The sequence below is a fragment of the Echinicola soli genome, assembly GCF_006575665.1.
In the GTDB taxonomy this organism is placed as follows: Bacteria; Bacteroidota; Bacteroidia; order Cytophagales; family Cyclobacteriaceae; genus Echinicola; species Echinicola soli.
In genome coordinates, this window is record NZ_CP041253.1 from 1,295,076 (window position 1) to 1,307,603 (window position 12,528).

The 12,528-nt window shown below is 46.8% G+C and carries 8 protein-coding genes; 4 read left to right on the forward strand and 4 right to left on the reverse strand.

Annotated features, from left to right (window positions below; translation table 11 throughout):
* Positions 1 to 158: 158 nt before the first annotated feature.
* Positions 159 to 2,393: a catalase/peroxidase HPI gene (gene katG, locus FKX85_RS05425; RefSeq protein WP_141613759.1), complete on the reverse strand. Its 2,235-nt coding sequence runs from the start codon at positions 2,391 to 2,393 to the stop codon at positions 159 to 161.
* Positions 2,394 to 2,581: 188 nt separating this feature from the next.
* On the opposite strand from katG, the gene FKX85_RS05430 reads away from it, so the two are divergent.
* Positions 2,582 to 2,740, forward strand: coding sequence for a hypothetical protein (locus FKX85_RS05430; RefSeq protein WP_168196219.1), 159 nt, complete (start codon positions 2,582 to 2,584; stop codon positions 2,738 to 2,740).
* 110 nt (positions 2,741 to 2,850) lie between these two features.
* Here FKX85_RS05430 and FKX85_RS05435 read toward each other — a convergent pair whose 3' ends face one another.
* Positions 2,851 to 4,275: a cellulase family glycosylhydrolase gene (locus tag FKX85_RS05435; RefSeq protein ID WP_141613761.1), complete on the reverse strand. Its 1,425-nt coding sequence runs from the start codon at positions 4,273 to 4,275 to the stop codon at positions 2,851 to 2,853.
* A gap of 214 nt (positions 4,276 to 4,489) precedes the next feature.
* Here FKX85_RS05435 and FKX85_RS05440 point away from each other — a divergent pair, with 214 nt between their 5' ends.
* Positions 4,490 to 6,028: an ArnT family glycosyltransferase gene (locus FKX85_RS05440; protein WP_141613762.1), complete on the forward strand. Its 1,539-nt coding sequence runs from the start codon at positions 4,490 to 4,492 to the stop codon at positions 6,026 to 6,028.
* A 117-nt stretch (positions 6,029 to 6,145) separates the two neighbouring features.
* The gene (locus FKX85_RS05445) at positions 6,146 to 6,508 is read left to right on the forward strand and encodes a VOC family protein (RefSeq protein ID WP_141613763.1); all 363 of its coding nucleotides are present in this window, start codon (positions 6,146 to 6,148) and stop codon (positions 6,506 to 6,508) included.
* A gap of 106 nt (positions 6,509 to 6,614) precedes the next feature.
* Here FKX85_RS05445 and recG read toward each other — a convergent pair whose 3' ends face one another.
* Positions 6,615 to 8,708: an ATP-dependent DNA helicase RecG gene (recG, locus tag FKX85_RS05450; RefSeq protein WP_141613764.1), complete on the reverse strand. Its 2,094-nt coding sequence runs from the start codon at positions 8,706 to 8,708 to the stop codon at positions 6,615 to 6,617.
* Positions 8,709 to 8,795: 87 nt separating this feature from the next.
* Entirely contained in the window at positions 8,796 to 9,983 is a 1,188-nt protein-coding gene (locus tag FKX85_RS05455) for an RsmB/NOP family class I SAM-dependent RNA methyltransferase (protein WP_141613765.1), read from the reverse strand.
* A gap of 283 nt (positions 9,984 to 10,266) precedes the next feature.
* On the opposite strand from FKX85_RS05455, the gene FKX85_RS05460 reads away from it, so the two are divergent.
* A complete protein-coding gene (locus tag FKX85_RS05460) occupies positions 10,267 to 12,321 on the forward strand; it encodes an alpha-L-fucosidase (protein WP_141613766.1) in 2,055 nt (684 codons plus the stop codon).
* Positions 12,322 to 12,528: the final 207 nt, after the last annotated feature.

Here is a 12,528-nt window from a genome sequence, read left to right on the forward strand (position 1 = left end):
TGGACTGCTAAAAATGGATGTTTCGTAATCGGAAAAAAGCAACAATGATTGTCATTCCGACGATAGGAGGAGTCCCAATTAGACATTGAAGAAAGATAAATGGGTAGAAATTTCTCCTTTCGTCGAAATGACAGGTTATAACGCTGTTAACTTACTACTTACTTCAGATCATACCGATCGAGGTTCATCACCTTGTCCCAAGCGGCGACAAAGTCCTTGACAAACTTATCCTGTGCATCAGCGCAGGCATAAACCTCTGCTTGTGCCCTTAGCTCTGCATTGGAGCCAAAGATGAGGTCTGCGCGAGTGGCCGTCCATTTTTTTGCACCCGATTTACGATCCTTTCCTTCAAAGAATTCCTTGTCGTCAGAAGTAGGTTCCCAGATCGTGCCCATGTCCAACAGGTTGACAAAGAAATCATTGGTCAGCTTTTCTGTCCTGTCGGTGAAGACACCGTGCTTGGATCCATCAAAATTGGTGTCCAAGACCCGCATGCCACCTATCAGCACTGTCAGTTCCGGAGCGGTAAGGTTAAGTAAGTTGGCTTTATCCACCAAAAGGTCTTCGGTAGACACATTGAATTTTGTCCTTCTGTAATTTCGGAATCCGTCCGCAAAAGGCTCCAAGAAACTGAAGGCTTCCTCATCGGTCTGCTCGCTAGAAGCATCCATTCTACCTGGTGAAAACGGTACAGTAATGCTGTGGCCAGCATCCTTTGCGGCTTTTTCCACACCGGCACATCCTGTCAAGACAATCATATCGGCCAAGGATATTTTCTTGTTGCCGGATTGGGAATTGTTAAAGTCTTTTTGGAGACCTTCCAGGATGTTCAGGATTTTGGAAAGCTGCTCTGGATTATTAACTTCCCAATCTTTTTGTGGAGCGAGCCTGATCCTGGCACCATTGGCACCCCCACGCTTGTCAGAAATCCTGAAAGTGGAGGCAGACGCCCAAGCGGCGGATACCAACTGAGATACCGACAGTCCAGTGCCCAAGATTTTGTCTTTTAGGCCTGCAATGTCCTTTTCATCTACCAGGTCATGATCCACGGCTGGAATGGGGTCTTGCCAGAGCAATTCCTCTTGGGGAACTTCAGGGCCCAAATAGCGGTCTTTTGGTCCCATATCGCGGTGGGTGAGCTTATACCAGGCCCTTGCAAAGGCATCGGCAAACTCATCAGGATTTTCGTAAAACCTTCTGGATATTTTTTCATATTCCGGATCAAAACGCAAAGCTAGATCCGTCGTCAGCATAGTGGGTCTGTGCTTTTGGGATTTGTTAAAGGCATCTGGAATACTTTCTTCTGCATCTCTGGCAATCCATTGTTTAGCTCCAGCAGGACTGCGGTGTGGATCCCATTCATATTTAAATAAGTTATCAAAGAAGTGGTTGCTCCATTGGGTGGGAGTTTGGGTCCAAGTGACTTCCGGGCCGCCAGTGATCGCATCAGGGCCAGCGCCTGTTCCATAGGAGTTTTTCCAGCCGAAACCTTGCTGTTCAATTGGTGCGGCTTCTGGCTCCGGCCCCACATACTCACCGGGATCAGCAGCACCATGGGTTTTCCCGAAGGAGTGTCCGCCCGCGATCAGCGCGACCGTTTCTTCATCATTCATGGCCATCCTTTTGAAGGTTTCCCTGATATCCGAGGCAGCAGAAACAGGGTCCCAATTTCCGTTTGGTCCTTCAGGATCTACATAAATTAGCCCCATGACCACCGCAGCCAAAGGGTCTTCGAGGTCACGTTTTCCAGAATACCGTTTATCTGCTAACCACTCATCTTCTGAGCCCCAATACACATCTTCTTCGGGTTCCCAAGTGTCTTCCCGTCCCCCTGCAAAGCCAAAAGTCTTAAAGCCCATGGATTCCAGGGCGACGTTTCCTGCAAGCACCATCAAATCAGCCCAAGATATTTTGTTGCCATATTTTTGCTTGAGGGGCCATAATAGTCTTCTGGCCTTGTCCAGGCTGGCATTATCTGGCCAGCTGTTTAGCGGAGCAAAACGCTGCTGACCTCCCCCTGCACCACCACGGCCATCACCGATCCGATAAGTGCCGGCACTGTGCCAGGCCATCCGGATGAACAGTCCTCCGTAATGGCCAAAGTCTGCAGGCCACCAATCCTGTGAATCTGTCATCAGGACATGTAGGTCTTTCTTTAACCCCTGATAATCCAAGTTTTTAAAGGCTTTAGCATAGTCAAAATCTTCTCCTAGCGGATTGGACATTGGGGAATGCTGGCGGAGGATATTCACTTTTAAACGATTTGGCCACCAATCAAGGTTGCTAGTACCGCCTCCTGCACCCTTCTTTGGAGGTGCTCCAGAAAAGGGACATTTGCCACTGGCACTGCTTTCATTTACGTCAAAACTCCGGGATCCATTATTGTTTTCCATTTCTTGATAGGTTTTTTGGTTAATGAACAACCACAGATATTCGTGATTGAGTATAAAAATGATTATCTACTTATTAGATAAGAGTGGATATAATTTAAAAATTTATGGCTATATCAACAAGCGATAGGATAGTTTTGAAAGCTATAATGGCTAAAATTAACTTTCAAAAACCAAAAGGCTGTCCAAATTTGAAAGCCAAGTTCCTCCAACTTGGCTTTGATCGAATCGTAGAGATCGATACAGATGGTAGTCCTGTGAAAAAAGAGGCTTCAAAAGTCGAAATGGAAAAAGGAAATGGAGTGAAGGCTAGCGCGCCTCACTCCATTGGCCGAAACGCTGCCCGCTGATTTATGCAGACCGCCAGTGAAGTGGAATTCAGTGCTTAGCCATGAAAACGGATCAAATAAAGATAAAAGGGCTGCTTCGATGAGAGGCAGCCCTATACAATTAGGGGTTATTAATTAATGTTAGGTAATATTTTTTTGATCAAGGCAGGATAAACCTGCTCTCCGTTATTTCTGTCAAAAAGCCCAAACCCATGGTTTCCGGTATGGCCATTGTCCCAGTAAAAAGGAACCAGGGAATGGTCCAGCATCGTTTTAGTGATCTTTTCCAAGTAATAGCCCCTGTAAACAGTATGATCTTCCAAATTGGTCTTGGAGATCGCACCGTATTCGCCTACAATCACCGGGATACCTTGATCCACAAAGTGGCTTTTCATTTTTTGGAATTGCCCAATGGCATATTCTTCCCCTCCCCATTTTGCTGTCTTGGAAGGATCATCGGCCTCATTGCCCCACTGGCTGACCGGACTATCGGTGTTCAGCGCAAACTCGTAGGGATCGTAATAATGTACTTCCATCATCAGTCGATCAGGCGTATCATCGCTGGGCATTTCCATAAACCCCACCGCATGGTCGATGTTGGTGTTGAAGCTTTGGACGATGAGGTGACGGTAGACATTCCTGCCTCCCGTGCCACGCACAGCATCCACGAAGGTTTGGTTATAGCCGTTTTGTACCGCTGTATGCTCAGGCTTCGGAGTACCGTAATCCCCCTCTACCATTACTTCATTTGTACCGGCAAAGAGCAAGTGATCATCATAATCCCTGAAGTGGAGGGCGATCTGCACCCACATTGCTTCCAAGCGGGTATTTACTCCATCTTCTTCAGCAAAAGTAGGCTGCATCCAGCCACCGTCCCAGTGGATGTTGATGATGGCATACATATCATTGTCCAAAACATAATTCACCACTTCTTCTACACGGCCAGACCATGCTGGATCGATGGTAAAGTTGCTCTCATCCGTGAATTTGCTCCAGGCCACCGGAATACGTACTGCGGTAAACCCAGCGGCTTTGACCGCACCGATAAGTTTTTTGGTTACGACAGGGTTTCCCCAGGCGGTCTCCCCGCCAATCGCCTCAAGAGAGTTGCCCAGATTCCAACCAATGCCCATGTTAGCTGCCAGGTCCAAGCTGCTAAGATCCCTCATGTCCGTTTGGTCAGCGGGGATGTAATAAGCAGGAACGGTTTTTCCAGGGAGCTGCGTGACCTGTATTTCTTGGCTTAGGGCTTCTGCTATGACACGGATGGTGCCAGTGCGGCTTTCGCTGGATTCATTTTTGATGGCTGTGATAGAGATGGTTTGGTTCCCTTGTCCAGCGACTGGTGTAATGCTGAGCCAGTCGCTGGATGCCTGCACACTCCAAGAGGCATTTGAAGTGATAGAAACCTCCGTGTTTTCTCCTTCTGCATCCAGTTCGACCGCTGGGGAAGAAACATCCAATTTGGCAGGTTCTTCTTCAGTAGGCTTACATGCCCATACCATTCCTAGCCAAAGGATCGATAGCAGAAAGACGAAAAGGTTATTTTTACGCACTGGTTTAGCTTAATGAGATATTACCAAAGCTATTGAAAAAGCTGTCGTCATGGGGTGTTCAAATGTTAAGGGAAGGGGTGATGTTTGTTTAATAGGACCTGAAATGTGGGAAAACGTCAAGTATGTTAATATTTGCCTCTTTGATATCTGTGTTCTTATGAGTATACTTACTTTACTTTGATGCTGTTTACATCGACTTAGAAATCCTTGATACTTGAAAAACACACCTAAAGATCTAGTATTCCTGATCGGCATTTTTGTCCTGGCCAAACTCTTGGTTCACTTTATCACTTACGAAAACTATGAGTTGCACCGGGATGCCTATCTGTACTATGCACAGGGCGAGCATTTGGACTGGGGCTTCATCGCTGTGCCTCCGCTCATTGCAGTTTTGGGTAAGGTGACGACGAGTTTTTTTGGTAATACCGTTTTTGCCCTGCGATTTTTTCCCGCCTTGATCGGTGCTGCCAATGTGGGGCTAGTGGGACTTTCGGTGAAGGAACTGGGGGGTAAATGGCTGGCCATCTCATTGGCCTGTTTGGCCTATTTGCTTTCGCCTTCCTTTCTGCACTCCAATACGCTGTTTCAACCCGTTACGTTTAACCATTTTTTTTGGCTGTTGTCATCTTGGTTGATTTTACGGATGATCATTAGAGATAATCCTAAATACTGGCTTTGGCTGTCCGTGGTATTTGGGTTGGGATTTTTGAATAAATACTCGATCCTTTTTTTCTTTGCGGCTTTTCTGGTGGGGCTGAGTTTAACTGCCCATCGAAGGTTATACTGCAGTTCCTATTTTGCCATCGGGGTAGCCCTGGCTTTGGTGATCATTTCGCCAAATTTGGTTTGGCAATATCAGCATAATTGGCCTGTGATGATGCACATGAAGGAGCTGAGGGAAACTCAACTGGTACATGTGGAGCTATTGGGTTTTTTTGTCGATCAGCTACTGATGAACCTCCAGGCTATTTTCCTTTGGTTTGGTTCCTTAATTTTATTGCTTTTTTATCCAAAGGAAAAGCAGTATAGAATAGTTGGTTTAATGTTTTTGTTGTTGCTGGGATTGCTTATGGCAGGGAGTGGAAAGGCCTATTACACCTTGGGGATTTATCCAGTCTTATTTTCCTTTGGTGCTTTTTATGTGGAAAAGTATGGACGAAGATACCAACGACCGATAGCGGTTTTCTTGGTGACATGGATGATTTTTGTGCTGTACCAATCCCTTTCGTTTGGAGGAATTCCCTTTATGACTGTTGAAAAAGTGGCCGGAAAGGAAAAGCATCGTTGGGAGGATGGAAAAGAATATGATCTGCCTCAGGACTTGGCCGACATGACAGGCTGGAAGGAAATAGGGGAAACGGTCAGGGATATTTATGTAGGCTTGGGCTCAGCAAATCGGAACAACTGTGATGTTTTTTGCAATAATTACGCCCAGGCTGGATCCGTGATGTTTTATGGCAAGTCAGTTGGTATTCCACAGCCGATGTGTACCGTTGGGAGCTTTGTGTTATGGTCACCGGATAGTTTGGAGAAAGAATATTTCATTCTAGTGGATCACGATCCTGGGGATGAAGACGGTTCCAATGCCATGCTAAACGATTTTTTCGAAAAGGTAAAGCTGGTGAAAACCATTGACAATCCCTATTTCCGAGAAAACGGCACCAATATCTACCTCTGCCAGTATCCAACCCCACTGATCAAGGAACATTATTACAAACTGATGAGCGAAGCAAAAGGGAAATACAAGCGGTAGTTTTACGATATGAATATCCTTAATCATACCTGAAGACGTTTAAATATAGAAGCTGTCTCACGGAACTTAAAACCGAGAACAGCTGAAGTTTTATTATTCACGATAATCGATATAACAATGGACTACAAAGCTAAATCCATCAGGACATTCATCGGTGCAAAGGAATTTGACCTTTCACGCACATTTTATTTGGCCTTGGGGTTTGAGGAACGTCCCATTTCGTCAAAAATGTCCCTTTTTACCTTAGGCAGGCTTAGCTTCTATTTGCAGGATTACTATGTGAAAGAATGGGCGGAAAATTCGATGGTATTTTTAGAGGTTGATGACTTGCTACAACATTTTGAGCAGATCAAAGAAATGAGCCTGGACAAGCAGTTTGCTGGCGTAAAAGTATCTACAATCGTTGAGAATGACTGGGGGAATGAATTTTTTATTCATGATCCCGCAGGAGTACTTTGGCATATCGGGGAGTTTAATTGAGCGGGCATATAAGTTTCAGTTTTTAAATTTGAATGTTAAGACTTAGCATCCGGATCTAAACCTTTCAACCTTCTAGCTTTATAACCTTCAAACCTCCTACCCCCATCTAACTGATCCGGCTCCAATTGACAGCGTGTTTCTTTTGGTTTTTGATTTGGCGGAGGACCATGGCGTGCTGTGGAAGGGTGATTTCCGGATCTTCTGCAATCAACTGTTGGGCGGCATCACGGGCCATGGTGAGGATAGGAGCGTCCTTGCTGAGATCGGCGATGATCAGGTCAGCCACACCGCTTTGTTGGGTGCCCATAAGGTCTCCAGGGCCGCGGAGCTTCAGGTCTACATCTGCGATTTCAAAGCCGTTATTGGTGCGGACCATGGTATCCAGCCGTACACGGCTGTCTTTGGACAGTTCGTATTTGCTCATCAGGATACAGTAGGATTGTTCTGCACCCCGACCTACCCGTCCACGTAACTGATGGAGCTGGGAGAGCCCAAACCGTTCGGCATTTTCGATCACCATCACAGAAGCGTTGGGGACATTTACACCCACTTCGATCACAGTGGTCGCCACCATGATTTTGGTCTCGCCCTTAACAAAGCGCTGCATTTCGAAGTCCTTATCAGCAGGTTTCATATTGCCATGGACGATGCTGGTGGGGTATTGTGGAAATGCCCGCTGGATACTTTCATAGCCGTCCATTAGGCTCTTAAGATCCATTTTTTCGGATTCTTCTATCAGTGGATATACCACATAGATCTGCCTGCCGAGTTCGATTTCCTTTTTCATAAAGCCAAAGACCTTCAGCCGGTCTTTGTCGTATCGATGGACCGTTTGGATGGGCTTTCGGCCAGCGGGAAGCTCATCAATGACCGAAATGTCCAGGTCACCATAAAGGGTCATGGCCAATGTCCTGGGGATTGGCGTGGCCGTCATGACCAGGACATGGGGGTAATATTTTGGGTTTTTTGCCCATAGTTTTGCCCGCTGGGCCACGCCGAAGCGGTGCTGCTCATCCACGATGGCGAGTCCGAGATTATGGAACTGCACCACGTCTTCAAGCAGGGCATGGGTGCCGATCAGGATATGCAGCTGGCCATTGAGCAATTCACCATGGATACGGGTTCTTGCCGATTTTTTGGTAGATCCAGTGAGGAGATCGATACGCAATCCCATCATGTCTGCAAATTCCTTCAACCCTTCAAAATGCTGCGTGGCCAAAATCTCCGTTGGGGCCATCAGGCAAGCTTGCGTGCCGGAGCTGATGGCGATCAAGGCACTGATAAAGGCCACAATGGTCTTCCCACTGCCCACATCACCTTGGATGAGACGGTTCATCTGCTTGCCGGAGCGCATGTCCGCAAAGGCTTCCTTGATCACCCGTTTTTGGGCATTGGTCAGATCGAAGGGTAAGTGGTCGGTGTAGAATTTGCCGACAAGCTCCGTTTGGCCGAGTACTTGGCCGCGGTATTTCTCGGTGCGGGTAAGCTTTAGTTTTAGCAAGCGTAATTGGACGAAGAAAAACTCTTCAAACTTCAGCCTAAACCTCGCTCGTTTTAGCTTTTCGGGGTCATCGGGGAAGTGGACCTGTCGGATCGCATCCTTTTTGGCCATGAGGTTAAACTGCCCGATGACGGAAACAGGGAGCGTTTCCAGTATTTGGGGATAGGCATTCTGGACGAGTATGTCCATGATGCGGGAAATCCCCTTGCTGTCCAGGTATTTGGCCCGGAGTTTTTCGGTGGTGGGGTAGACGGGCTGAAAGAAGCTCTTTTCCTCCTGGGCAGCCGTAAGTGGTTCCATTTCCGGATGGGCGATGCTGAATTTTCTGCCATAGCGGTTGGGCTTTCCGAAAAAGATGTAGGTACCACCGGGAACCAGTTTTTTGGCTACCCACTGAATGCCTTTGAACCAAGTGAGTTCCATCTCGCCCGTTTCATCTTCGATATGGGCCACAAGCCGTTTTTTACGGGCCATTCCGATGGTTTCCAGCCGCCGGATCTTGCCGATGACCTGCACATGCTCCAAGTGGTCGGAGAGCTGGTTGATCTTGTAAAACTTGGTGCGGTCTTCGTATCGGAAAGGGTAATGCTGCAGGAGCTCACCAAAGGTGAAAATGTTCAGCTCCTTATTAAGCAATGCTGCTTTTTGGGGGCCGACGCCTTTTAGAAACTCAATTTTGGTATCAAAGAATCCTGGCAATTTCCTGCTTTATTGATGGTCCGAATAAATTTGGTACAAATTAATTTTTCATGGGATGAAATGCTATTCTTTCGACGGTTTATTGTCTCATTTGCGCTGCAGGCGAGCAATGTAAAAGCCATCAAATCCACTTTCATGGGCCAGTACTTTTTGGTCATCCAAAAACTGAAAATCCTGTCCCTTTTCTGATTGGAGGAACTTTTCGACCTGTTGCTGGTTTTCAGTGGGCAAAATGCTGCAGGTAGCGTAAACCATGATGCCGCCTGGCTTGACCATCGAGCAGTAATTTTGGAGGATGTCCTGCTGGATCAATTGCACATTGGAAATGGATTCTGGACTGAGCTTCCATTTGGTGTCCGGGTTTCTTCTGAGCACGCCCAGACCGGAGCAAGGCACATCCAGCAATAGCCGATCGGCGGATTCCTTGAGACGCTTAATGGTTTTGTTGTCCTCGATGGTTCGGGTTTCGATGATGCTGATGCCATTTCTCCTTGCCCGCAGCTTGGTGTTTTTAAGCTTCCAGCTTTCGATATCCATGGAGAGGACCCGGCCTTTATCCCCCATCAAGGTGGCTAAATGAAGGGATTTGCCACCAGCTCCGGCACAGGCATCGATTACACGCATGCCTGGTTCCACACCGAGGGCGTTGGCGACCAATTGGGAGGAGGCGTCCTGGATTTCGTAAAGACCCTCTTTAAAAGCAGGGTTGCGGAAGATATTCTGGCGTTTGGCCAATACCAGTGCATCGGCATAGCCTTTTGGAGCATAGGTTTCCACACCATCTTCTTGGAGTTGGTTCATTAGGGCTTCACGGGTGGTTTTGAGCGTGTTTACCCGGAGGACCACCTGAGCTTGTTCATTCAGGGCATTAATCTCATCGTCCCATTTTTCACCGAGCAGTTCAGCCCCCATTTCGTCCAGCCAGTCGGGAATGGATTGGAGTGCCCCACGGGAAGTGAGGGCTTCATATTTTCTTTTTACCGCATTGACATTTACTCCTTCAAATTCATGCCAGGGTGGAAGCACATTGCCCTGCAGCAACCAGTACGTTCCAAATAGGTGATAAAGGTCCTCGGAAGGGCTTACTTCATTGATCAATCGCCACCATCTGACCATTTCATATACAGATTCGGCGATAAAACCGCGGTCTCTGGCACCCCACTTTTTATTGGATTTCAAGGTTCTTTCGATCACCTTGTCAGCATACTGTTGGTTATAAAAGATTTCTTCTATGGCACTGACCACACCTTTGACCGTATTGGAATAAAGCCTCATGAGTTTTTAATTGTTTAAGGCAGCAAAGATAAGGAATTTACATGACGAAGCAGTAAGAAAAAGTAGCAAGTAATGAGATATGAGTATTGAGACCTGAGACAAATTGCCTCCCTGCTGCGGCGGGGAGGTTAGGTGGGGTAGGTTGGAGCAAAGAGAACCCCCAACGAGCCTATCTGATACCATTTTTGCACGTTGTTGTCTGAAATTTTCATTGTCGGGTAAAATTTATGATTCATACTTTACAAATCCTTATATTGGTAGTTGAACCTTTATAAAACCCACCATGAAGAAGTATTTAGCATTATTGCTGGTAGCCTTTTCCTGCCAGCAAAAGGAAGCCGCTCCTCCTGCACCTGTACAACCGGTGCCCTCAGAAAGGCAGTTGGCATGGCAAGACCTGGAATTTTACGCCTTTGTGCATTTCAATATGAACACTTTTTCGAATATGGAATGGGGTATGGGCGATGAGGATCCCAAGACTTTTAATCCTACAGCGCTAGATTGTCGGCAGTGGGCAAAAGTGGCCAAAGATGCCGGTATGAAAGGCATCATCATTACCGCCAAACACCATGATGGTTTTTGCCTTTGGCCAACAGCTACTACCGGGCATTCTGTAAAGAATTCATCTTGGAAAGACGGAAAAGGCGATGTGATCAAGGAACTTTCGGAGGCCTGTAAGGAATATGGGCTGAAGTTTGGGGTGTATCTATCGCCCTGGGATCGAAACAATCCCCATTATGGAACGCCGGAATATATTGATATTTTCAGGACGCAGCTAAGAGAACTCCTGACCAATTATGGGGAAGTCTTTGAAGTGTGGTTTGACGGTGCCAATGGCGGTACCGGCTACTATGGCGGAGCCAATGAAGAACGCCGTGTGGACAAAAGGAACTATTATGATTGGGAAAACACCTATAGCATCATCCGTGAACTCCAGCCCAATGCAGTGATCTTTTCCGATGGTGGGCCGGACATTCGCTGGGTGGGAAACGAGGAAGGCCATGCTTATAAAACTACTTGGTCCAATCTCAAGAGGGACGAAGTGTACGGCGGTATGCCGGAATATGCTTCTGAATATTCGGCGGGTCAGGAAGATGGCACCCACTGGGTACCAGCTGAAGTGGATGTTTCCATTCGTCCAGGCTGGTACTATCACCCTTATGAAGACCATAAGGTAAAATCTCTGCCAAAACTCCTCGATATATATTATGAAAGTTTGGGCCGAAACGGTTCACTTTTGCTCAATTTTCCGGTGGATCGCAGAGGCCTGATCCATGAGAAGGATGCTGAGCAAGTACAGAAATTGGCCGATAAGATCAAGGAGGATTTTGCACATAATTTGGCGAGTGAAAAAGGCGAAATAGCGGCATCCGAAACGCGAGGCAAGGGGTATGGAGCAGCAATGGCCATGGATGATGATGAATCCACTTATTGGGCCACCACTGATGGTACTGTTTCGGGAACGCTTACAGTGACCTTCGATAAGCCTACTACATTTAACCGCTTTCTGGCACAGGAATATATTGCCTTGGGGCAGCGTGTGAAGGCCTTTACCGTGGAGGTAGAGACTGAAAGCGGCTGGGAGGAAATTGCCAGTGAGACCACTATTGGCTATAAGAGGATTTTGAGATTTCCTGATGTGACGGCCACTTCAGTGCGGTTTTCCGTTACGGATGCCAAGGCCTGTCCGACCATCAGCGAGATAGGCATCTTCAATGCACCAAAGGTCGTTATGGCTCCTGAAATCTCTCGTTCTGTGTCGGGAATGGTGAGCTTGGAGGCAGCAGATCAAGGGGTAGATATTTATTTTACCACTGATGGCAGCACGCCGGGCAAGGACAGTAAAAAGTATGAATCACCTTTTGAGGTGATCACACCAAAGACCGTCCAGGCAATTGTCATTGACCAAGCCTCAGGAAAGACCAGTGAAGTAGGGCGTGTGGATTTTGATCTGGCCAAGGCAAACTGGAAAGTGATAAATGGAGCCGATAAGGCGGATCAAGCAATTGATGAAAATCTCCATACCAACTACACCAGTAAAAATAATGAAGTCGTAATTGATCTGGGAGCTGCCGTAGACCTTAAAGGCTTTACATACATGCCGATGCAAAGCAGGTACATGTCTGGTGTGATTCAGCAGTATGAATTTGCCATAAGCACCGATGGAGGCAACTGGAAGACGGTCCGCAAAGGGGAATTTGGCAATATTGCCGCAAGCCCCATTGAGCAGAAAATCACTTTTGGTACTGAAAATGCAAAATTTATCCGGCTAAAGGCCAGCAAAACCCTGGACGGTAAGGAGGCTTCGTTTGCAGAAATTGGTGTGATTACAAAATGATCTATTTACAAAGCCGGAATAGCTACTAAACACTTTGAAAGCCCATCTTCAGCATTGGAGGTGGGCTTTTTAATTGAAATGGGGAGTTGGAAGTTTTTAAATGTTTGTAATTCCATTGTAATCCCTCAATCTATCAAGAACCAAGCAATATTTCTGGGGGATGAGAGATTTCCAGGTGGTTTTGGTAAGCATAATTCTCTTTAATTT

Excerpts from the sequence above, each read along its gene's own strand:
- katG (WP_141613759.1), bottom strand. The coding sequence starts at position 2,393 with ATGGAAAACAATAATGGATCCCGGAGTTTTGACGTAAATGAAAGCAGT.
- FKX85_RS05445 (WP_141613763.1), top strand. The coding sequence starts at position 6,146 with ATGGACTACAAAGCTAAATCCATCAGGACATTCATCGGTGCAAAGGAA.
- FKX85_RS05455 (WP_141613765.1), bottom strand. The coding sequence starts at position 9,983 with ATGAGGCTTTATTCCAATACGGTCAAAGGTGTGGTCAGTGCCATAGAA.
- FKX85_RS05460 (WP_141613766.1), top strand. The coding sequence starts at position 10,267 with ATGAAGAAGTATTTAGCATTATTGCTGGTAGCCTTTTCCTGCCAGCAA.